Genomic DNA, 20,795 nt, shown 5'->3' with positions numbered 1-20,795 from the left:
TGCGCCCCGGTTGTGTGCCGGGTCCGGGCGAGGTCGCCTGGACCCGGCGGGGTTGATGTCGGTTAGTTGCCGGTCATGACCTGGTCCATCTCTGGGCGGCCTGGCCGTTGCAGGTGGCGACGGTCACGGTGGAGCCGTTTCCGGTGCCGGTGACGTTGAGGCAGAGGTTGTTGGCGCCGTTGGTGACCGTGCCGCCGGAGGTGAAGGTCCACTGCTGGTTGCTGTTGCCGTGGCAGTCCCACAGTTGGACGCGGGTGCCGGAGCCGGCGTTCGTCGGGGAGTCCAGGCACTTGCCGAGGATCTGGAGTCTGCCGGAGCTGTAGGCGAAGCGCTGGTTGGCGTTGGTGTGGCAGTCGTAGATCTGGAACTGGGTGCCGTTGGCGTTGGCGTTGTTGGGGGAGTCGACGCAGCGGCCGGCCGCCTCGTTGCGCAGGCGGAACTCGGTCGCGGGGGTCGGGGTGACGGTCGGAGTGATCGTCGGGGTCGGGGTGACGGTGGGAGTGATGGTCGGGGTGGGGGACGGGCCGGAGTCCGTGAGGGTCGGAGTCTGCCAGTCTCTCCACTCGGACAGATTGCCCTGCGCCCTGGACGAGATCCTGATCGTGCCGGCGGCATTGCCGGTCTTCAGCAGGAACTTCTGGATGTTCTGCTGCAAGGGGGTCCGCCATTCAGACCTGTTGGCGCAGTGGTTGCCGTCCTGGATGTCGGACCAGTAGGTGATGTTGCCTCCGGCGCCGAGCGCCTTGTAGACCTCTGCTCCGCCCAAGGCCGCCACGCTCGCGGACCTGGGACCCAGGTTGGCGATGTGGGGGTTGTCCATGATGAACAGTCCTCGGGGCGCGATCATGGCCACCATTTCGTGCGTGTCTACGGGCAGCCTGGTCGGGCTGCCGGTGAAGGAGCCGAACGCGTCGCCCAGCCACGGCTGCTCCCCGTAGGCGCTGCTCAGACTCTGGGCGCCTTCTCCGGGAATCCCTCGGAAGATGGGAACGCCGGCGCTGCCCGACTCGATCGGCATGGTCAAAGCGATGCGCTGATCGAACACACCGACCACGAAGGCGCCCTTGCCGAACCGCGAGCATCCCGTCACGCCGGTCGCATCGGCTTTGAGGATGTTGCCTCCCGACTGTTCGAGGACGTCGATGATCCGGCTCACACCCCAGGCCCAGGCGACCAGCAGCCCTGTGCTGCTCTGGGCGCCGTAGATGCTGTAGAAAGCGCCTTGTTTGTTGTTTCGCGGCGTGCCCTCTCTGCCGACCACGTAGGGGTCGTAGTTGATGACGGCGGCGCCGGCCGCTCTGATGGCGGCCGTGTCCGCCCCGAACCCGCCGAGGACGACGACGGCGGGGAATGGTCCGGTACCACTCGGCAGCTGGACGCTCGCCGAGAAGCTGGAGCTCCTGCCGTTGTGCGTCACGTTCACACTGATGTTGGTATTCGAGACGGTCCCCGTGACACTTGCCGGCTTTCCAGGCTTCTCGCCGTAGACGAACTTCTCCGCCAGCTTCTTGATCTCTTGCCGCCGGCACCGCCACTCGGCCTTGGTGGAGATGCGCGAACCATTCAGCTTCGTGAAGGGATCGGGAAGCCTGGAGACCGTCGGCAAAGATCCCGCGTCGGGCAGGCCGGGCACTGCGCAGTCGGCACCCTCGTCTTCAGGCGCCGCGGCGGCCACGGCGGTCACAGACGAGGCGGCCACGGGCGCGGCCGCCTCGGCGACCACTACCGTTGCCGCTCCAGCGCCCGCGAGCGTCGCCGTCACCGCCAGCGCGACGACCGTCGAACGGATCTTAGAGCGGCCCGAGCTGATGATCACTAGGGCTCTCCTTCCGGTAGGGCGATGGAAGCGACGACCGCCGATCGATGAATCGCCGGTACGGGGCTGTTCACCGCATGTGTCGAGCTGCCGATCAGTGTGAGAAATCGCTACGAAACATGTCAAGGATGGCTTGAAATATTTCGATACCCGCGGCGGCGATACGCATTCGACCAGGATCAGGCCAAAGAAGGCCGATGAAAGTAGCGGAAAGCCCGCACAAGCGAGGGTGGTCAGGCCCCTTCAGGTCATCACTCCAAAACATTTCGACAGACGCGGGAAAGGACACCACGCCGCTCGTGAACCAGCGCGGCAGGCCATTGGTGTCCGAGGGATGAGGCTAGGTGGCCGCCTCGGTGGTCTCGGCATGAAGCTGAATCTTTCACCGCGTTCCGCGTCCCTTCAGCCGCGGTCCGGTGGCATTTGCCGAGGTGCCGAAGCCGCCCGCGCTCCCGAGCCCGCCCCCTGCCCCGCCGCCGCCGGCCCGGGACGGCGAATCGGCCGCGACCTGCTGTACACCACTAGAAACGGTGCCGAACCTGGGAGCGCCACCGCTTGAACCCCGGGTCCGGATGGGCGTGGTACGACCGTCACCACCACGACGGCACAGCTCGGTCAGCCTCGTCATGGAGATGATCTTTAATGGGACTTGGTACGAGTCGATTACGGCGCAACGTCATGACGGCGGTCATGGCCACGGCGCTCGCCGTGGCCGGGCTCGTCACCGGCACGATCACCGCCGCGAGCGCCGCCCTGACCTGCGAGGTGACCTACACCACCCACCAGTGGGGCACGGGGTCGGGCGGTTTCACGGCCGGCATCGCCGTGAAGACCACCGAACCGGTCACGAGCTGGACGCTGACCTTCACGTTCCCGGGTTCCCAGCAGCTCACGCAGGGCTGGTCGGCCCAGTGGAGCCAGTCGGGCGCCCGGGTCACCGCCCGGGGCCAGTCGTCCGGCACCGGCTTCACCATCGGCTTCAACGGGTCCTGGACGGGAAGCAATCCGCCCCCGACGGACTTCGCCGTCAACGGCGTGCCGTGCAAGGTCACCCTGATCCCGAGTCCCAGTCCGAGTCCGAGTCCGAGTCCGAGCACGACGCCGTCGCCCGTCCCGCTCAGGATCGTGATCTCCCCCTCGTCGCTCACCGTGCCGGAGGGGGGCACGGCGAGCGTCCAGGTGCGGCTCAACCGGCAGCCGCCGGGCAACGTCATCGTCGGCACCGCCCGGGTGGCCGGCGACAGGGACCTCGCCGCCGGGCCGCCGCTGACCTTCACCCCGGACAACTGGAACGTCCCGCAGGCGCTGGCCGTGTCCGCGGCCGAGGACGCCGACACGGCGAACGGATCGGCCACGTTCGACTCGCGCAGCAGCCAGATCACCGGCAGCAGCGCCGTGCTGTGGGCCGCCACGGAGCAGGACAACGACGGCTCCTCCACGCCCGACGTCCCGGTGGACAACCCGTTCAGGGGCGTCACCGGGTACGTCAACACGGACTGGACGGCCAACGTCGAAGGCTCGGCCATGGAGGCGGGCGGGACGGCGGCGGATCGGATCCGCGCCCTGAAGACGGTCTCCACCGCCGTCTGGCTGGACCGCATCGCCAAGGTCAGCGGCGGCGCCGGCGTCACCAGGACGCTGGAGGACCACCTGGACGCGGCGCTGGCGCAGAATGCCGGCTACGTCACCTTGGTGCTGTACGACCTGCCGGACAAGGATTGCTGGTCCCTGGTGTCGGACGCCGAGCTGCACTACTCCGAGAACGGCCTGAACCGGTACAAGACCGAGTACATCAATGCCATCGCCGCTATCGCCGCCAAGCCGAAATACCAGAGGCTGCGCATCGCCACGATCATCGAGCCGCGTTCCCTGGCCCACCTCATCACCGGCAGGAACACCGTGACGTGCGATGAGGTGGCGCAGTCGGGCGTCTACGTCTCCGGCATCCGGTACGCCCTGGACAAGCTGTCGCCCTTGCCCAACGTCTACACCTACCTCGACGCGGCCCACTCCGGCTGGGTGGGCTGGGAGACCGAGTTCGCACCGCTCGCCGACCTCGTCACCTCGACGGTGCGGGGCTCGGCGGGCGGACTGCCCAGCCTGGACGGGATCGCGACCAACGTCGCCGACTACATCCCGACCGAGGAGATCCACCTGCCCGACCCGTACCTGGCCATCAGCGGTGTGCAGGTCAGGGCCACCCGGTTCTTCGACTGGAATCCCATGTTCGACGAGCGGGACTTCGCCACCGCGATGCGCAGCGCCCTCATCGCCAAGGGCTTTCCCAGCTCGCTCGGCACCGTGATCGACACCTCGCGCAACGGCTGGGGCGGTCCTGAGCGGCCTGCCTCCGTCAGCACCTCCGCCGATGTGAACACCTACGTCGACCTGAGCCGTCTGGACCGGCGTCCGTACCGGCTCAGCCCCTGCAACCAGAAGGGCGCCGGGCTCGGCGCCCGGCCGGCCGCGGACCCGGTGCCCGGCGTCGACGCCTACCTGTGGATCAAGCCGCCGGGCGAGTCCGACGGGGCCGGCGGCCCGCTGCTGCCCCCGGACACCGACCGGGTCGTCGACCCCATGTGCGACCCCGCCGCGCAGAACCGGTACTTCCGCAGCGCGCCGACCAACGCCCTGCCCAACGCGCCCGCCGCCGCCGATTGGCACCACGACCAGTTCATGGCGCTGGTGAACAACGCTCATCCCGCGCTCTGACCGGGGCGCTACACGAAGGTCACAGGCCGTACTCCTCCAGGAGGCGGAGCCAGATCTCGCTCACCGTCGGGAACGCCGGAACGGCGTGCCACAACCGGTCAAGGGGGATCTCCGAGGTCACCGCGATGGTGGCCCCGTGGAGGAGATCGACCACCCCGGGGCCGGCAAAGGTGACACCGAGGAGCACACGGCGGTCCTCGTCGACGACCGCCTTCGCCCGGCCGATGTAGGGATCGGCCTGGAGGTAGGCGCCGGTGACCGCGCCCATGTCGTACTCCACGGCGCGTACCGCGAACCCTTCGGCGCGGGCCGCGGACTCCGTGCGCCCGACCACGCAGATCTGCGGATCGGTGAAGATGACCTGGGGGGCGCCCCGCTCGTCGGCGATGTCGCGCAGCGCCGGCAGGTCGTCGGGCAGGCCCCCGGCGCGGGCGCTGATCACGTCGCCGCAGATGCGGGCCTGGTACTTGCCCATGTGGGTGAGCAGGTTCCGCCCGTTGACGTCGCCGACGGCGTACAGCCAGCCGTCGGGGACGCCCGTCGCGCGCATGCTGGCGTCCACCTCGATCGGGCCGTGCGTCCGAAGGCCGACCGTCTCCAGGCCGATGTCGCCCACGGACAGCCGGCGGCCGAGGCCGACGAGGAGCTCATCGGCCTCGACCTGCGAGCCGTCGTCGGCGTGGACGGTCACCGGGCCGCCGGGTATGGGGCGCTCGACACGGGCGGGGGAGCGCCCGAAGCGTATCTCGATGCCCGACTCGCGGAACGACTTCTCCAGCAGGTCACCGGTGAACGGCTCCATCCGGGTGAGCAGGCGATCGCCGCGCACGAGCATGGTGGTCTCGTGGGCGCCGAGGCCCTGCAGCGCCTGGGACATCTCGCAGGCGACGGCCCCGCCGCCGAGCACGGCCAGCCGTTTCGGCACCTGCTGGACGCTGGTCGCCTCCCGGTTCGTCCACGGGCGCGCCTCCCGCAGGCCGGGCACGTCGGGGATGAAGGGGTCACTACCGGTCGCGATCACCACGGCGTGCCGGGCCCGCAGCGCGCGGACCCCGCCGTCCGGCATGGTCACCTCGACCTGCAGCGGCCCGGCCAGGCGTCCCCGGCCCCGGACGAAGGTGGCCGGCAGGTTCGCGATCCAGCTCACCTGGCCGCCGTCGTCGAGGTGGGACACGGTCTCGTCGCGGCGGGCCAGCACCGCGGCGGCGTCGATCGGCCCGCGCAGCTCCAGCCCCGGCATCCGGCTCACCTCGCCCGCGAGGTCCACCGGCCGCAGCAGCGCCTTGCTCGGGATGCACGCGTAGTAGGCGCACTCGCCGCCCGCCAGGCGCTCCTCGACGACGGCGGCCGTCAGACCGCCTCGTACGACGCGCGCGGCGGCCATCTCTCCGGCCGGTCCCGCGCCTATCACGATCACGTCGAAGACGTCGTCCTGGTCCGCCATGGGTATACGCACCCCCGTTGCCGCAGGGCACGCCGCTGACGGCGTGCTCACGCCAGTCTTTCATCCGTTAGGGCGACGGGACGGAAAGTAGACGTTCGGCGCGGTGAAGTACGCCGAGCAGCAGGAGCTCGCGGCCGAAGCGCGACTCCGCACCGAAGGCCAGGGACCGGGTCACCGAGTGCGCGCCGTCCGCGCCGACCACCAGGTCGAAAGACGCGCGGCCTGAGGCCGGCGGGCCTGACGGATCATCGGACATCGCAGATGCCGCCGATTTCGTAGCGTCCGCCGTGCTTTTGCGATGGTGTTCTGCCATTGATGCCCGCATATACGAAGGTATGGTGAGGGTGTGACGACGTTTCGGATCAGCGAGGCGGCGGGGTTGCTCGGGGTCAGTGCCGACACCGTCCGGCGGTGGGTCGACGCCGGACGGCTGGCGGCGGGCCGCGACGAGCACGGCCACCGGATCATCGAGGGCACCGACCTGGCCGCGTTCGCGCGCTCCCAGACCGAGGCCGGTGACGGCTCGGGTCACTCCTCGGCGCGTAACCGCTTCCGCGGGATCGTGACCGAGGTGATCAAGGACGCGGTGATGGCCCAGGTGGAGATCGCCGCCGGGTCCTACCGGGTCGTCTCGCTGATGAGCCGCCAGGCCGCGGACGAGCTTGGCCTGGCGCCCGGGGTGGTGGCGGTCGCCGTGATCAAGTCCACCAACGTCGTCGTCGAGATCCCCGACCACGCTCGCATGGCGAGTCAGTGAGGAGCCTTCGTTGCCCAGGTGTCTTACCCGGTGGGCCGTCGCGATCCCGCTGGCGCTGGCGCTGGCCGGTTGCGGCTCCAGCGGCCAGGCCGACCCGTCGGGTCCGGGCTCATCGAGTGGCGGGGCCACGACGGTGACCGTGTTCGCCGCCGCCTCGCTGACCGAGACCTTCGCCGAGCTGGGCAAGACCTTCGAGGCGTCCCACCCGGGGGCGTCGGTGAGGTTCAACTTCGGCTCCAGCGCCACCCTGGCCCAGCAGATCACCCAGGGCGCGCCCGCGGATGTGTTCGCCGCCGCCAGCCCCGCCACGATGAAGACCGTCACCGACGCCTCGCTCGCCGGCACACCGGTCACGTTCGCGCGGAACAAGCTGCGGATAGCCGTCCCGGCCGACAACCCGGCGAAGGTCGTCCGGCTCAGTGACCTGGCCGACCCCGCGGTCAAGGTCGCCCTGTGCGCCGTCCAGGTGCCCTGCGGGGCGGCGTCGGTCAAGGCCCTGGACGCGGCGGGGCTGAAGGTCACCCCCGTCACCTACGAGCAGGACGTCAAGGCCACCCTCACCAAGGTCGAACTCGGCGAGGTCGACGCCGCGCTGGTGTACACCACCGACGTGTCGGCGGCGGGCGGCAAGGTGAGGGGCATCGAGTTCCCCGAGGCCGACAAGGCGATCAACGACTACCCCATCGCGGCCCTGACCAAGGCGCCCGCGGCCGATCTGGCCGGGCGGTTCGTCGACCTGGTGCTGTCCGCCCAGGGCAGGGACGTGCTGACCAGGGCCGGCTTCCTGGCACCCTGAGTGAATATGACACCGTCCACGACGTCGGCGGGCCGGGGGAGCGGGCGCCGCTCCGGCCCGGCAGGCGTTGTGACGGGCCGCACGCCCTGGCCGCTGATCCTGCCCGCCGCCCTCGGCATGGCCTTCCTGCTGCTGCCCCTGGCCGGACTGCTGATCCGCGCCCCCTGGCCGACCCTGGCGCAGCGGCTGGCCGAGCCGCAGGTGCTGGAGGCACTGCGCCTGTCCCTGGTCACCGCGACCATCGCCACGTCGGTCTGCCTGCTGCTCGGCGTTCCGCTGGCCTGGCTGCTGGCCCGCGTCACCTTCCCCGGACGGCGCGCGGTGCGCGCGCTGATCACCGTCCCCCTGGTGCTGCCTCCGGTGGTCGGCGGGGTGGCGCTGCTGCTCGTGCTCGGACGGCGCGGCCTGGTCGGACAGTGGCTGGAGGCCACCTTCGGCGTCACCCTTCCCTTCACGACCGCCGGCGTCGTGATCGCCGAGGCGTTCGTCGCGATGCCCTTCCTGGTCATCAGCGTCGAGGGCGCGCTACGCGCGGCCGACCTGCGGCTGGAGGAGGCCGCCGCCACGCTCGGCGCCTCCCGGTGGACGATCTTCCGCCGGGTCACGCTGCCCCTGGTGGCCCCGGGCGTCGTGGCCGGGACCGTCTTGTGCTGGGCACGCGCGCTGGGCGAGTTCGGCGCCACCATCACCTTCGCGGGCAACTTCCCCGGCCGCACCCAGACCATGCCGCTGGCGGTCTACCTCGCCCTGGAAACCGAACCCGAGGCCGCGATCGTGCTCAGCCTCCTTCTGCTCGCCGTCTCGGTCGTCATCCTGGCCAGCCTGCGCGACAAGTGGGTGAGCAGCCCATGACGTCCTACGACGAGCGGGTGGCCGGCTCGTGAGCCTGCACGCCCATCTGGCCGTCCAGCGCTCCGGGTTCCGTCTGGACATCGATCTCACCGTCGCACCCGGCCAGGTCGTCGCCCTGCTGGGCCCGAACGGCGCGGGCAAGACCACCGCCCTGCGCGCTCTGGCCGGCCTCACCGGCCTGTCGGGCGGCCACATCACCCTGGACGGCACCCCGCTGCACACGTTGGCGGCGGAGCGCCGCCCGATCGGCATGGTCTTCCAGGACTACCTGCTGTTCCCTCACCTGTCGGCGCTGGAGAACGTGGCCTTCGGCCCTCGCTGCCGCGGCGCGTCGAAGTCCGACGCTCGCCGCAGGGCGGCCGCCTGGCTGCAGCGCGTCGGCATGGCGGACTTCGCACGGGCCAGGCCGAGGCAGCTCTCGGGTGGCCAGGCGCAGCGCGTGGCCCTCGCGCGCGCCCTGGCCGCGGAACCCCGCCTGCTGCTGCTCGATGAGCCGCTGGCCGCGCTGGACGCCCGTACGCGGCTCGACGTCCGTGCCGAGCTCCGCCGTCACCTGGCCGACTTCGGCGGCGCCACCGTCCTTGTGACCCACGACCCGTTGGAGGCGATGGTGCTCGCCGACCACCTGGTCGTCATCGAGAACGGCGCCATCGTGCAGCAGGGCGGTCCGGCGGAGGTCGCCCGCCGCCCCCGTACCGACTATGTCGGCCGCCTGGTCGGGCTCAACCTGTATCGCGGCGTCGCCGCCGGTAAGCGGGTCAAGGTCGAGGAGGTGCTGTTCAGCGTCGCCGAGCATCTCGACGGCCCCGCGTTCGTCGCCTTCGCCCCCGCAGCGGTCGCCCTGTACCGCACCCGTCCGGACGGTTCACCGCGCAACCTGTGGCAGGCCCGCATCGAAGGCATCGAACGGCACGGCGACAACGTCCGCGTTCACCTGGAAGGGCCGATCAGCGCCTCGGCCGACATCACTCCCGCCGCCGTCGCCGAGCTCGACCTGACGCCCGGCCGGCAGATCTGGGCCGCGGTCAAGGCCACAGAGACCCACGCTTACCCCGCGTAGCCCGGCCCATATCTCCCTCGGATGACAGGGCGCGAGGGTGGCCCCCGTTGGCGTCGGGACCTGCTGTGCTGGCATGGTCTGAGCATGACGGGCTCGTGGTGGGACTTGCTGATCGGCCTCGCCGTCGCCCTGCTGGTCACCTGGCTGGCGCTGGTCGTGGCGCTGGCGATCGTGCGGCCGCGGGGCGGACTGCTGCGCGAGGCGATTCGCCTGCTGCCCGATGTGTTGCGGCTGGTGCGCCGGCTGGCCGCCGATCCGGCGCTGCCCCGGGGCGTGCGCGTCCGGCTGGGGCTGCTGCTCGCCTACCTGGCCTTCCCGATCGACCTGGTGCCCGACTTCATCCCCGTTCTGGGGTACGCGGACGACGCGATCGTCGTCACCGCGGTCCTCCGCTCGGTGGTACGTCGGGCCGGGCTGGAGGCGGTGCGCCGCCAGTGGCCGGGCACCGACGACGGATTCACCGCCCTGTGCCGCCTGACCGGCCTGAACGGGCCAGACTCCCCACCCGGACCGCCGTAAACTTCAGGGCCCCACCCGGCACCCGTTCGACCGGGGTACCCGGGTGTTGCCCGCCCAGCTCAAGATCCCGCTCGCAGAAGGTGGAGCGAATGACCCTGCTCAGCTGGTGGAGCGAATGACCCCGCTCGGCAGAACGTGGAGCGAATGACCCTGCTAGCCGTTACAGGGCTGGTCTGACCTGGGTGGGCAGCAGGCGGGTGCCCCGATCAAATGGGTGCCGGGAGGGCCTATGTGCGTTCGCCCATCCGCATGCCGATGTACGTCACCGACAATCCCCCCGCCTGCGAGAAGAAGTGCCATACGTCAGCCATGATCTGCCGTTGAAGGACAGCATGATCGTGCGATCAGTCACCGTTCAGCCGGGACAGCATGGGCGGTAGCTCTCCCTCGTGGACGACCATCAGCCGTCTCGTGGCACGGGTGATCGCGACGTACAGGTCCTGGCCGCCCTTGGGCGACTGGGCCAGGATCTCATCGGGGGCCACGACCACCACCGAGTCGAACTCCAGGCCTTTCGACTGGGTGACGGTGAGGACGACCGACGGGGAGTCCAGCGCGTCGGCCGTCAGCGCGGACGCGGCCTGCGGGAGCAGGGCGGCGATCTCGCGGTGCCGCGCGTCGGGGGTCAGTACCGCCAGCCGTCCATCGCCGATCTCCGCAAGCTCCGAGGCGACCAGTTCGGGCAGCGCCACGGCCAGGTCCGCGCCCGGAATGCGCAGGGCTCGAGGCGGGGCCTCTCCGTCGCGTACAGAGATGGGAGGCTCCTGGTCCGGGGCGACCGCCGCGAGCACGTCGGTGGCGACCTCCATGATCTCCGCCGGGGTCCGGTAGTTGACCAGCAGGCGTGCCTCCCGCCACCGGCCCTTCACGTACGGGTCGAGCATGTCCCGCCATGACCGCGCGCCCGCCGCCGAGCCGGTCTGCGCCACGTCGCCCACGATGGTGAGGGAACGCGTCGGGATGCGACGCATCACGGTACGCCAGGCCATCGCCGACAGTTCCTGGGCCTCGTCCACGATGACGTGCCCGTACACCCACTGCCGGTCGCGTGCCGCCCGCTCGGCGGTCGTCGCGGCGGGTCCGTCGGTGAGGTGACGCCCGGCGAGGGTGCGGGAGTCGAGCATCTCCTCTTCCGCGACCCCGGTGATCTCCAGCACCTCGCGTGCGTAAAGCTCGTCGGCCTGCCGTTCCCGCCTGGCGGCCCGCTCCGCCGCTCTGGCGGCCGAGTCGTCCTCGCCGAGCAGCTCGGCGGCCTCGTCGAGTAGCGGCACGTCACCGGTCGTCCATGGCGCGCCCGAAGGCCGTAGCAGCGCCTGCTGCTCCTCAGGGGTCAACAGCATCACGCCGTCGCGATCGTCACCGGAGGAGACGGCCGAGCGCAGCGCTTCGGGGTCCGAGAACAGCTCGGAGATCAGCCGTTCGGGGGTGAGCAGCGGCCAGAGGCGGTCCAGCGCCTTCCGTACCGAGGGCATCTGCCACAGCGCTTTGCGCGCGTACCGCAGGTCCTCCTCGTCGAGCGGCCGGTCCAGCTGACGCGCCTCGTCGAGGGCCAGTGCCGTCAGCGCCGAGTCGATGAACAGCTTGCGCGCCACGTTGTGCGGGCTCCGTACCGCCCGTGCGCGCTCACGGGCCCGCACGCAGGTGGCGTGGTCCATCCGCAGCGCCATCTGTTCCACCACGACCTCGACGCCGTCCCTGAGCGAGGTCCTCACGGCGATCAGGACCTCAAGGTCGCCGGACGGCACGCGCTGGCGGTCCCGGACGGCCCTCCTGACCAGCTCGGCCATCCGCGGGTCCCCCTTGACGATCGCGGCCGCGGGCTCGTCCGCCACGGTGGCGCGCACGCCGGGATACAGCTCGCCGACGGTGGTCAGCACCACGTCGGTCTCGCCCAGGGAGGGCAGCACATGGCCGATGTAGCGCAGGAACATGGCGTTCGGCCCGACCACGAGGACGCCCCGGCGTTCGAGCGTGTCGCGGTGCGCGTACAGCAGGTACGCGGCCCGGTGCAGCGCCGCCACGGTCTTGCCCGTACCTGGGCCTCCCTGCACGACGAGCGCCCCGGGCAGTCCCGAACGGATCACCTGGTCCTGCTCGGTCTGGATGGTGGCCACCACGTCGCCCATGCGTCCTGTGCGCCCGCGCCGCAGCGCCGCCATGAGTGCGGCCTCGCCGACCAGGGTGCGGCGGTCGGGCTCGCTCATCCTCCCGAGGTCGAACACCTCGTCGTCGAGGTCCACGACCGTACGACCGCGGGTGTGCAGGTGACGGCGGCGCACCAGGGGCCCGGGGTCGCTGGGCGTGGCGGTGTAGAAGGGCCGGGCGGCCGGCGCCCGCCAGTCGATGAGGACCAGCTCGTTGTCGGCGCCGCGCAGGCCGACCCGGCCTATGTAGTACGTCTCGCCGTCGGCGTCGTCGGTCCGGCCGAAGCACAGGCCGCGTTCGACCCCGGCGAGCTGCGTGATCCGCCGTGCGTGTTCGTGGGCGGCCACGTCCCGCTCGAAACGGGCCTGGCGTGTGCCGCCCGGCGTGCCGCGCCCGAATTCCGCGCTCAGGGCCTTGTCGGCGCGCTCTCGTACGGTGTCTAGGCGGTGGTAAAGCATGGAGACATAGGCCTGCTCGGCTCGCAGGGCTTCTGCACGGGCGTTTTCGGATGCACGGCGCTCCATTGGTGTGGTATACTCCTAACGGGCAGTGGTGCATGGCGTTACATTTATTACGCCGAACTGCCGAGCTTAACAGCTTCTGCCCCTTATCGGCATCCATTGATTTCCCATGGATTACGCCATTTCCGCCAGAAGAGCCCCTTGCGCCGCGCAAACGGCACCGGTCGGTCCCGGCTCACGCTGATGCCCTGAAGCGGATCAGAACGCAGGCGTGATGCCTCCCAAGCGGATCACAACCCCCCAGGCCGGTGTCCCGCAAACGGATCAGAACCCGAGGCCGCTGCCACCAGAGTCGGCCCCTGCGGCCCGCGAGTCGGGCCCCGCGGCGCGCGAGTCGGGCCGCCCTATACGAGTCAAGCCGCCTGTACGATCGCCACCGCTTCGTCCACCGTCGGGTAGATCGAGAAGTGGTGGTCGAGATTGGTGATGATCAGCAGCCTGGAGATCATGCCGGGAACCACCACCATCGCCAGTCGCCCGCCCATCTCGCGAACCCTGTTGTAGGTGCTGACCAGCAGCCCGAGGCCCAGGGAGTCACAGAAGGTGGTCCGGGAGAGGTCCAGCACCAGGCTCGGCGGATGTGCCACCGCCTCGATCGTCATGTCGAGTTGGGCGCGGAGCCGGGGTACCGCGGTCATGTCGAGTTCGCCGGCGATCTCGAAGATCGCACACGATTCCTCGTGCCTTACGTGGATCTCCAGTCCTGTCTCGCGCGCCGGGAAAGCCATGTGATCACCTCCGTTGCCGACTCGTTACCCTGACAAAAAGGTAATAAGCCCACATAGCCAAATAAGCAGGTAGGCCGCGTACTGACAGACGCGCTGATTGGGCTCCGTGACGCTGGTCAACGGTTACATAATGAAGCGCAATGAAGACGGAAAGTAATCGGCACGTCGACGTGAGCATTGTGGTGCCCGTCCACAACTGCCGCCCTTATCTCGACCGGTGCCTCGCCTCACTGCTGGAGCAGGCCGTCAGCAAGGAGATCGTCATCGTCGATGACGGATCCACCGACGGCAGCCAGGATCTCCTCGCCGAATATGCAGCGAAATTCCCGGAGATACGGGTCTCGTACGAGCAGGCCTCCGGCGGCGCCGGCCGTCCCAGGAACCGCGCGATCGCCCAGTCCTCCGGTCGCTACGTCTTCTTCTGCGACGCCGACGACCACCTCGGCCCCGAAGCCCTGCAACGCATGCTCGCCATGGCCGACCGCAACAGCTCCGACATCGTGCTCGGCAAGATGGTCGGCCACGGCCGCAGGGTCCCCACCTCCATGTTCCGGGAGAACCGCGACCGCGCCCCCCTCGGTGAGAGCACCGTCTACAACACGCTCACGTGCTTCAAGCTCTTCCGCCGCGAGTTGCTGACCCGCCACCGCATCCGCTTCGACGAGTCCCTGCGGGTCGGCGAGGACATCCTCTTCTCGGTCCACGCCTACTGCCACGCCGAGACGATCTCCGTGGTCGCCGATCACGACTGCTACCACCTCGTCTCGCGCCCCGACGGCAGCAGCATCATGCAGGAGCCGGGCAGCCGCGACCCCCTCGCCTGGCTCCGGATGATCCGCATGCCCATCGAGCTCATGATCCGCCACATCCCCGAGGGTCCCCTCCGCGACCACCTCATGCGAAGGCACTTCCGCTTCGACATCCTCGGCCAGCTCGGGGCGCCCCTGCTGGCGGCGGACCTGGCCTCCCGGCGCGCGATCGTGTACGAGGTGTCCGAGATGTGCGCCACCTGGCTGACCGACGAGGTTCTCGAACGGCTGCGGCCGATCGACCGGCTCCGGGCCGCCTCGCTCGGCGACGTCGACCGGCTCGTGCGGCTCGCGCGGGTCGAGACCGCCGCGCTCCGCCGGCGGCTCACCGGGCTCGAGTGGGCGGGTGACCGGCTCGAGGTGACCGGGCGAGCGTTCCTCACCGATTCGTGGAACGGGGTCGCCGTCGGCCTCCTGCTCAGAGAACGCTCCACCCGCGCGGAGCGCCGCGTCCCGGTGACCTCCGTGGCCGACGTCTTCGCCGGGAGCGTCGAGGTGTCCCGGCTGCCATCCGGCGTCTGGGACATGTACGTCGTGATCGCGTGCGAGGGGGTGCGCCGGGTGGCGAGGTTCGGCGCCGACCGTGAGCTCGGCATCGGCTGTCCCGGCCCGCGCCTGGCCGCGTCCGTGGCCCTGCCCTACTTCACCAACCCGCACGGGAACCTCAGCATCGACGTCGGCGGCCACGTCGTCGCGGTCCCCGGAGCCGTATGGCTGACGCGCGCGGAGTGGGGCGGTAAGGGTGTGCTGACGATCGAGGGCACGGCCGCCGTCGGCAGCGACTGCCCGGCGGCGCGATGCGTGCGCCAGGTGGTCTGGCGGGAGCGGTCCTCAGGGAACGAGCGCCGGGCGCCGGCGTCGGCCGTGGACGACGCGCTGTTCACCGCCACGGCGACGCTGGACGCTCCGGGCATCTGGGAGGCGAACCTGGAGCTCAACCTCGGCGGGCCGCCTCTGCGCTATCCCATCCAGGTGGGGGAGGCCGAGCTCGGGCCGGGCGTGGCGTGGTGGCGCGGCCGGCGACGCTGGACGGCCACGGCGCGCGCCTCCAAGATCCGCCGCAGGCTCGTCGTCACCGTTCTCGCCCGAGGCCCGAAATCCGTCGTACGCCGATCAATCCGCATAGGCCGCTAGCGCGAATGCTTAATGCCACTTACTCGCAACTACAAGGTGATGGCCTAGAGTGGCACCGTGCGATCGCTTGGAGGCCTCTAGTGCACGTTCCTGACGGTTTTTTCACCGCACCGGTGTCCGTCGCCGCCGGCGCCTTCGCCGCGACAGGGCTCGGCGTGTGCCTGCGCGGCGCGCGGCGCGAGCTCGACGACCGTACGGCCCCGATGGCGGGCCTGGTCGCGGCCTTCGTCTTCGCCGTCCAGATGCTGAACTTCCCCGTCGGGGCCGGCACCAGCGGTCACCTCCTGGGCGGCACGCTCGCCGCGGTCCTGGTCGGCCCGTACACCGCCGTCCTGTGCGTGTCCGTGGTACTGCTCGTGCAGGGGTTCTTCTTCGCCGACGGCGGGCTCACCGCGCTGGGCGTCAACATCACGCTGATGGCGATCGTGACCACCGTGGTCGGCTGGACCGTGTTCCGTCTGATCGTGCGGAGCCTCCCGCGCGGCCGCACCGCCGTCTCCGTCGCCGCGTTCGCCGGGGCCCTCGTCTCGGTCCCGGCCGCGGCGCTGGCCTTCACCGTGCTCTTCTGGCTGGGCGGCACCGCCCCGATCGACGTGTCCTCCGTGGCGGTCGCGATGGGCGGCGTGCACGTCCTGATCGGCCTCGGTGAAGGGCTGATCACGGCGCTCACGGTGAGCAGCGTGCTGGCCGTACGCCCCGACCTCGTGTACGGCGCGCGGGGCCTGACGACGCCGCTGGTGCTGCGCACGGCCGACGGCCGCACCACCGACGTGACCCCCGCGCCTGCCCCGGAGCGGGTCCGGAGCCCGCGCCCGCTGCTCATCGGCGGCGCCCTGGTCGCCGTGCTCCTCGCTGGCGTGGTCTCCTTCTACGCCTCCAGCAGCCCCGACGGGCTGGAGAAGGTCGCCGGCGACAAGGGGCTCGACACCCACCAGGCCGACCACACGCTCGGCGGCTCGCCGCTCGCCGACTACGGAGTCAAGGGCGTCGGCGACCAGCGGCTCGCGGTGGGCGTCGCGGGCGTCGCCGGGGTCGGCATCACCGTCCTCGCGGGTGGCGCGATCTTCTCCGTGGTGCGCCGCCGCCGCGACGCCGATCGGGCACACGTGTAGTGGGCGCCGGACACCATCACCAGCTCTACCGGCCGGGGAACACGGTCGTCCACCGGTTGCCCCCGCAGTGCAAGATCCCGGCCGTGGCGGCGTTCGCCGTGGTCGTCGTGGCGACGCCCCGCGAGGCCTTCTGGGCCTTCGGGGTGTACGCCGTGCTGCTGGGAGCGGTGGCCGCGGTCGCCCGGGTCCCGGCGAGGTTCATGCTGCGGCGCATGGTGGTCGAGGTGCCGTTCGTGCTGTTCGCCCTCGCGTTGCCGGTGATCGGCCTGGGCGAGCGTGTCGAGGTGCTCGGGCTGTCGCTGAGCGCCGAAGGCCTGTGGGCCGCGTGGAACATCCTGGCCAAGGCCACCCTCGGTGTCATGGCGAGCATCCTGCTGGCCGCCACGACCGAGCCGCGCATGATCCTGCTGGGCGCGCAGCGGCTCCGGCTGCCGCCGCTGCTGGTGCAGATCGCGATGTTCATGCTCCGCTACATGGACGTGATCCTCGACGAGATGCGCCGGATGCGGGTCGCCCGCGAGTCGCGGGGTTTCGTCGCGCGCGACGTACGGCAGCTCCCGATCCTGGCGAAGTCGGCCGGCGCGCTGTTCATCCGCTCGTACGAGCGTGGTGAGCGGGTGCACCTGGCGATGCTGAGCAGGGGGTACACCGGGTCGATGCCCCTGATGCACGACGTGAGCACTCCGGTGACGAGCTGGGCCACCGCCGCGATCCTGCCCGCCGCCGCGCTGGCGACGGCCGTACTCTCCTGGGGCGTCTCGTGACCGGCTCCCCGCCCTCCCTGCGCGTCAGCGAACTGGCCTACGCCTATCCCGACGGCACGCAGGCGCTGTTCGGCGTCGACCTGGCCATCGGGAAGGGTGAGCGGGTGGCGCTGCTGGGGCCCAACGGGGCGGGCAAGACCACCCTGGTGATGCACCTCAACGGCATCCTGACCGCCGGGCACGGATCGGTCGAGGTGGCGGGCCTTCCCGTGCGCAAGGACACTCTGGCGGAGATCCGGCGCCGGGTCGGCCTGGTGTTCCAGGATCCCGACGACCAGCTCTTCATGCCCACGGTCCGCGAGGATGTCGCGTTCGGCCCGGCGAACCTGGGCGTGCGCGGCCCCGAGCTGGAGCTGCGCGTGCGGGAGGCGCTCGACCAGGTCGGGTTGCCGGACGTCATCGACCGGCCGCCGCACCACCTGTCCTTCGGGCAGCGCCGCAGGGTCGCCGTGGCCACGGTCCTCGCCATGCGGCCGGAGATCCTCGTCCTGGACGAGCCTTCCTCGAACCTCGATCCCGCCTCGCGGCGGGAGCTGGCCGAGGTCCTGCGCTCCCTCGATGTCACCGTGCTGATGGTCACGCACGACCTGCCATACGCCTTGGAGCTGTGCGAGCGCTCGCTGATCCTCTCGGGCGGCGTGATCGCGGCCGACGGCCCCACCCGTGACCTCCTGGCCGACGGCGACCTGCTCGCCGCTCACAGGCTGGAGCTCCCATACGGGTTCGTGGTGCACCAGCGTCCCTACTGACGATCGTTCAGGGTGAATGCGAAGTAAAGTGGGCCCGCGAGGAGGTTCCACATGAAGCTGCGGCTGGCGCGGCGTGCGTTCGGCGACGCCGTCGTCGTGGCTGTCGAGGGTGAACTTGACCTGTTCACCGCGCCGTTCCTCCGCGATGAGGTCCGTGAGGCCATCAAGCAGGACGGCAACCGGCTCGTGCTCGATCTGGGCGCGCTGTCCTTCATGGATTCGAGTGGTCTGTCGGTCCTCATCGAGGCCTGGCGCCTCGCGACCGGTGAGGGCGGCGGCGTGTCCCTCGCCGCCCCGCAGGCGCCGGTGGCGCGCATCCTGCGCACTACCGGCCTTGACCGGCGCATCAAGGTCTACCCCGACGTGGACGCCGCCATTTCGGGTGAGATTTGAGGCCCCCCTTGTAGAACTTCATTCGGTTGCCACGTTAGGGTCCCGGATATGGACCTGAACGGAGCAGCAGCAATCATCTCGGGCGGTGCCAGTGGCCTCGGTGAGGCGACGGCACGCGAACTCGCCGGCGTCGGCGCCACCGTCGTCATCGCCGACCTCAACGCCGAGCGCGGCAAGGCCCTCGCCGACGAGCTCGGCGGCGTCTTCGTGCAGACCGACGTCTCCGACGAGGCCTCGGTCCAGGCGGCCGTGGACGCCGCCGTCGCGACGGGCAAGCCGCTCCGCGCCGTCATCAACAGCGCGGGCATCGGCTGGGCGTCTCGTACGGTCGGCCGTGACGGCTCGCCGCACGACCTGGCCAGCTACCGCAAGGTGATCGAGGTCAACCTGATCGGCACCTTCAACCTCATGCGCATCGGCGCGGCGGCCATGGCCAGGACCGAGCCCGCCGACGCCGACGGAGGGCGTGGCGTCGTCATCAACACCGCCTCGGTGGCGGGTATCGAGGGGCAGACCGGCCAGGTGGCGTACTCCGCCTCCAAGGGCGGCATCATCGGCATGACCCTGCCCGCCGCGCGTGACCTCGCGGCGATCGGTGTGCGGGTCCTGACGATCGCCCCGGGCATCATCGACACCCCGATCTACGGATCGGGCCCCGACTCCGAGGCCTTCAAGGCCAAGCTGGCGGCGCCGGTGCCCTTCCCCAAGCGGATGGGCCGGGCGTCGGAGTTCGGCCACCTGGTGCGCGCTCTCGTCGAGAACGACTACATGAACGGTGAAGTAATCCGCTTCGACGGCGGCATCCGCTTCCAGCCCAAGTGAGTCCCGCGAATCGGAGGTAAGGGTGTCTGACGAGGTTCTCGTCGAGGTAGAAGGCGGCATCGCCGTCATCACGATCAACCGGCCGAAGTCCAGGAACGCCATCAACGGCGCCGTCGCGCGCGGCGTCGTGGCGGCGCTGGACGAGCTGGAGGAGCGCAAGGACGTCTCCGCGTACGTCCTGACCGGTGCCGGCGGCACCTTCTCCGCCGGCATGGACCTCAAGGGGTTCCTGACCGGTGACTTCCCGCTCGTCGAAGGGCGAGGCTTCGGTGGCATCACCGAGAGGCCGCCGAAGAAGCCCATCGTCGCGGCGGTGGAGGGCTACGCCCTCGCGGGAGGGTTCGAACTGGTCCTGGCCTGCGACGTCGTCGTCGCCTCCGAGGAGGCGAAGTTCGGCCTGCCCGAGCCGAAGCGCGGGCTGGTGGCCGGGGCCGGCGGCGTCATCCGGCTGCCGCAGCGCATCCCGTACCACGTCGCCATGGAGATCGCGCTGACCGGCGATCACTACCCGGCGTCGCGGCTGTACGAGCTCGGCCTGGTGAACCGGATCACCCCGGCGGGCGGGGCGCTGGCGGCGGCGAAGGAACTGGCGGGGAAGATCGCCGCCAACGCTCCGCTGGCGCTGCTGGCGACCAAGCGGGTGCTGGTGGAGTCGGCCGACTGGTCGCGCGAGGAGATGTTCGCCAGGCAGGCGGAGATCATCAACCCGGTGTTCGGCTCCAAGGACGCGATGGAGGGCGCTGCGGCCTTCGCCGAGAAGCGGGCGCCCAAGTGGGCGGGGGAGTGATCTCCGCCCCGAAATGATCATTCCGGCGTCGCCGGAGACAAGGCGCATGTTGCCGTGATGGCGGCAACATGCGCCTTATTCGTGTCCCAGTGGAAATCGCGGGTTAAACACAGTTTGCGTACGGTAAAGGGAGGACAAAGCACGTTCCAAGGCATGCCATCAGAGGAGAACGATGAGCGAGTACGCGACCGGAGTCGCACCGGCCGGCCGATCCTCGGGTGAGGTGGTCAAGCGACGCGTCGTGGGCCTCGTCACCGGAGCCCTCGGCGCGGCCATCGTGGTCTCGCTCCTGGTGGCCGTGGAATGGGCCGTCGAGGTCGCCGACTACATCCTGCCCCAGGAGCTCGACCAGTACGGCATCGTCTCCCACGAGGTGGACGGCCTGGTCGGCATCCTGATCGCCCCGTTCCTGCACGCGGGGTTCGCGCATCTGATGGCGAACACCGTGCCGCTGGCCATCCTGGGGTTCCTGGCCGCCCTGCGCGGTCTCGGCCGCTTCTTCGTGGCCAGCCTGATGATCATCATCGTCAGCGGGCTCGGGGTCTGGTTCCTCAGCCCTCCCGGGTTGACCGTGGGCGCGAGCGGGCTGGTTTTCGGTTACTTCGGATACGTCGTGACCCGCGGGTTCTTCGACCGGCATCTGCTCGACATCGTTCTCGGCATCGGGGTCGCGGTCCTGTACTACTCGCTGATCTGGGGAGTGCTCCCCGGCCAGCCTGGCATCTCCTGGCAGGGGCACCTGTTCGGCCTGGTGGGAGGCGTGTTCGCCGCCTGGACGCTGCGCCGCAGGAGGCGGGCCACGAAGAGGACCGAAATTGGCCAACCAGCATAATTCCCCGCAGAAGGGGTGAAAGGCCTAATGTCGCCGGAAGCAC

General features: G+C 70.2%; 19 protein-coding genes. 14 read left to right on the top strand and 5 right to left on the bottom strand.

Features of this window, described 5'->3' with window-relative positions:
- Positions 1 to 73: 73 nt before the first annotated feature.
- The gene (locus ABD810_RS37690; RefSeq protein ID WP_344952439.1) at positions 74 to 1,816 is read right to left on the bottom strand and encodes a glucuronyl esterase domain-containing protein; all 1,743 of its coding nucleotides are present in this window, start codon (positions 1,814 to 1,816) and stop codon (positions 74 to 76) included.
- Positions 1,817 to 2,458: 642 nt separating this feature from the next.
- On the opposite strand from ABD810_RS37690, the gene ABD810_RS37685 reads away from it, so the two are divergent.
- Complete coding sequence (locus ABD810_RS37685) at positions 2,459 to 4,528, top strand: glycoside hydrolase family 6 protein (RefSeq protein ID WP_344952437.1); 2,070 nt, start codon at positions 2,459 to 2,461, stop codon at positions 4,526 to 4,528.
- Positions 4,529 to 4,547: 19 nt separating this feature from the next.
- Here ABD810_RS37685 and ABD810_RS37680 read toward each other — a convergent pair whose 3' ends face one another.
- Complete coding sequence (locus tag ABD810_RS37680) at positions 4,548 to 5,972, bottom strand: dihydrolipoyl dehydrogenase family protein (RefSeq protein WP_344952435.1); 1,425 nt, start codon at positions 5,970 to 5,972, stop codon at positions 4,548 to 4,550.
- Positions 5,973 to 6,039: 67 nt separating this feature from the next.
- The gene (locus ABD810_RS37675) at positions 6,040 to 6,228 is read right to left on the bottom strand and encodes a hypothetical protein (RefSeq protein ID WP_344952433.1); all 189 of its coding nucleotides are present in this window, start codon (positions 6,226 to 6,228) and stop codon (positions 6,040 to 6,042) included.
- 90 nt (positions 6,229 to 6,318) lie between these two features.
- On the opposite strand from ABD810_RS37675, the gene ABD810_RS37670 reads away from it, so the two are divergent.
- The 5 genes from ABD810_RS37670 (at position 6,319) to ABD810_RS37650 (ending at position 9,956) form a co-directional block, all read left to right on the top strand.
- A complete protein-coding gene (locus tag ABD810_RS37670; RefSeq protein WP_344952431.1) occupies positions 6,319 to 6,729 on the top strand; it encodes a TOBE domain-containing protein in 411 nt (136 codons plus the stop codon).
- Positions 6,730 to 6,739: 10 nt separating this feature from the next.
- Positions 6,740 to 7,525, top strand: a complete 786-nt coding sequence (gene modA, locus ABD810_RS37665; RefSeq protein WP_344952428.1) for a molybdate ABC transporter substrate-binding protein — start codon at positions 6,740 to 6,742, stop codon at positions 7,523 to 7,525.
- A gap of 6 nt (positions 7,526 to 7,531) precedes the next feature.
- Positions 7,532 to 8,377, top strand: a complete 846-nt coding sequence (locus tag ABD810_RS37660) for an ABC transporter permease (RefSeq protein WP_425567030.1) — start codon at positions 7,532 to 7,534, stop codon at positions 8,375 to 8,377.
- A gap of 28 nt (positions 8,378 to 8,405) precedes the next feature.
- Positions 8,406 to 9,437 (top strand): ABC transporter ATP-binding protein, encoded by a 1,032-nt coding sequence (locus ABD810_RS37655; RefSeq protein ID WP_344952426.1) that lies wholly within the window; start codon positions 8,406 to 8,408, stop codon positions 9,435 to 9,437.
- Between the two features lie 84 nt (positions 9,438 to 9,521).
- The gene (locus ABD810_RS37650; RefSeq protein ID WP_344952424.1) at positions 9,522 to 9,956 is read left to right on the top strand and encodes a YkvA family protein; all 435 of its coding nucleotides are present in this window, start codon (positions 9,522 to 9,524) and stop codon (positions 9,954 to 9,956) included.
- A 344-nt stretch (positions 9,957 to 10,300) separates the two neighbouring features.
- On the opposite strand, the gene ABD810_RS37645 is transcribed toward ABD810_RS37650, so the two are convergent.
- Both ABD810_RS37645 and ABD810_RS37640 read right to left on the bottom strand, forming a co-directional pair.
- Positions 10,301 to 12,625 (bottom strand): HelD family protein, encoded by a 2,325-nt coding sequence (locus ABD810_RS37645; protein WP_344952422.1) that lies wholly within the window; start codon positions 12,623 to 12,625, stop codon positions 10,301 to 10,303.
- A 350-nt stretch (positions 12,626 to 12,975) separates the two neighbouring features.
- Positions 12,976 to 13,350 carry an STAS domain-containing protein gene (locus ABD810_RS37640; RefSeq protein WP_344952419.1) on the bottom strand — a complete coding sequence of 125 codons (375 nt, stop codon included), beginning with the start codon at positions 13,348 to 13,350 and terminating at the stop codon, positions 12,976 to 12,978.
- Positions 13,351 to 13,490: 140 nt separating this feature from the next.
- On the opposite strand from ABD810_RS37640, the gene ABD810_RS37635 reads away from it, so the two are divergent.
- The 8 genes from ABD810_RS37635 (at position 13,491) to ABD810_RS37600 (ending at position 20,752) form a co-directional block, all read left to right on the top strand.
- Positions 13,491 to 15,293, top strand: coding sequence for a glycosyltransferase family 2 protein (locus ABD810_RS37635; RefSeq protein WP_344952417.1), 1,803 nt, complete (start codon positions 13,491 to 13,493; stop codon positions 15,291 to 15,293).
- Positions 15,294 to 15,373: 80 nt separating this feature from the next.
- Entirely contained in the window at positions 15,374 to 16,405 is a 1,032-nt protein-coding gene (locus ABD810_RS37630; protein WP_344952415.1) for an energy-coupling factor ABC transporter permease, read from the top strand.
- The gene (cbiQ, locus tag ABD810_RS37625; RefSeq protein WP_344952413.1) at positions 16,405 to 17,169 is read left to right on the top strand and encodes a cobalt ECF transporter T component CbiQ; all 765 of its coding nucleotides are present in this window, start codon (positions 16,405 to 16,407) and stop codon (positions 17,167 to 17,169) included. The genes ABD810_RS37630 and cbiQ overlap by 1 nt, the downstream gene beginning before the upstream one ends.
- A complete protein-coding gene (locus ABD810_RS37620) occupies positions 17,166 to 17,918 on the top strand; it encodes an energy-coupling factor ABC transporter ATP-binding protein (RefSeq protein WP_344952411.1) in 753 nt (250 codons plus the stop codon). Before cbiQ ends, ABD810_RS37620 begins: the two co-directional genes overlap by 4 nt.
- 51 nt (positions 17,919 to 17,969) lie before the next feature.
- Complete coding sequence (locus ABD810_RS37615; protein ID WP_344952409.1) at positions 17,970 to 18,311, top strand: STAS domain-containing protein; 342 nt, start codon at positions 17,970 to 17,972, stop codon at positions 18,309 to 18,311.
- Positions 18,312 to 18,359: 48 nt separating this feature from the next.
- Complete coding sequence (locus tag ABD810_RS37610; protein WP_344952407.1) at positions 18,360 to 19,133, top strand: SDR family NAD(P)-dependent oxidoreductase; 774 nt, start codon at positions 18,360 to 18,362, stop codon at positions 19,131 to 19,133.
- A 22-nt stretch (positions 19,134 to 19,155) separates the two neighbouring features.
- On the top strand, positions 19,156 to 19,920 hold the full coding sequence (locus ABD810_RS37605; RefSeq protein WP_344952405.1) for a crotonase/enoyl-CoA hydratase family protein: 765 nt from the start codon (positions 19,156 to 19,158) through the stop codon (positions 19,918 to 19,920).
- 172 nt (positions 19,921 to 20,092) lie between these two features.
- Entirely contained in the window at positions 20,093 to 20,752 is a 660-nt protein-coding gene (locus ABD810_RS37600) for a rhomboid family intramembrane serine protease (protein WP_344952403.1), read from the top strand.
- Positions 20,753 to 20,795: the final 43 nt, after the last annotated feature.

Origin of the sequence: Sphaerisporangium flaviroseum, from assembly GCF_039537005.1 — a bacterium.
GTDB lineage: Bacteria > Actinomycetota > Actinomycetes > Streptosporangiales > Streptosporangiaceae > Sphaerisporangium > Sphaerisporangium flaviroseum.
This window is presented reverse-complemented; position numbering and strand designations above follow the sequence as displayed.

Bases quoted from the DNA above. Each gene is read 5' to 3' on its own strand.
- ABD810_RS37685 (WP_344952437.1), top strand. From the start codon at position 2,459: ATGGGACTTGGTACGAGTCGATTACGGCGCAACGTCATGACGGCGGTC.
- ABD810_RS37680 (WP_344952435.1), bottom strand. From the start codon at position 5,972: ATGGCGGACCAGGACGACGTCTTCGACGTGATCGTGATAGGCGCGGGA.
- ABD810_RS37675 (WP_344952433.1), bottom strand. From the start codon at position 6,228: ATGTCCGATGATCCGTCAGGCCCGCCGGCCTCAGGCCGCGCGTCTTTC.
- ABD810_RS37660 (WP_425567030.1), top strand. From the start codon at position 7,532: ATGACACCGTCCACGACGTCGGCGGGCCGGGGGAGCGGGCGCCGCTCC.
- ABD810_RS37650 (WP_344952424.1), top strand. From the start codon at position 9,522: ATGACGGGCTCGTGGTGGGACTTGCTGATCGGCCTCGCCGTCGCCCTG.
- ABD810_RS37645 (WP_344952422.1), bottom strand. From the start codon at position 12,625: ATGGAGCGCCGTGCATCCGAAAACGCCCGTGCAGAAGCCCTGCGAGCC.
- ABD810_RS37640 (WP_344952419.1), bottom strand. From the start codon at position 13,350: ATGGCTTTCCCGGCGCGCGAGACAGGACTGGAGATCCACGTAAGGCAC.
- ABD810_RS37635 (WP_344952417.1), top strand. From the start codon at position 13,491: ATGAAGACGGAAAGTAATCGGCACGTCGACGTGAGCATTGTGGTGCCC.
- ABD810_RS37615 (WP_344952409.1), top strand. From the start codon at position 17,970: ATGAAGCTGCGGCTGGCGCGGCGTGCGTTCGGCGACGCCGTCGTCGTG.
- ABD810_RS37610 (WP_344952407.1), top strand. From the start codon at position 18,360: ATGGACCTGAACGGAGCAGCAGCAATCATCTCGGGCGGTGCCAGTGGC.
- ABD810_RS37600 (WP_344952403.1), top strand. From the start codon at position 20,093: ATGAGCGAGTACGCGACCGGAGTCGCACCGGCCGGCCGATCCTCGGGT.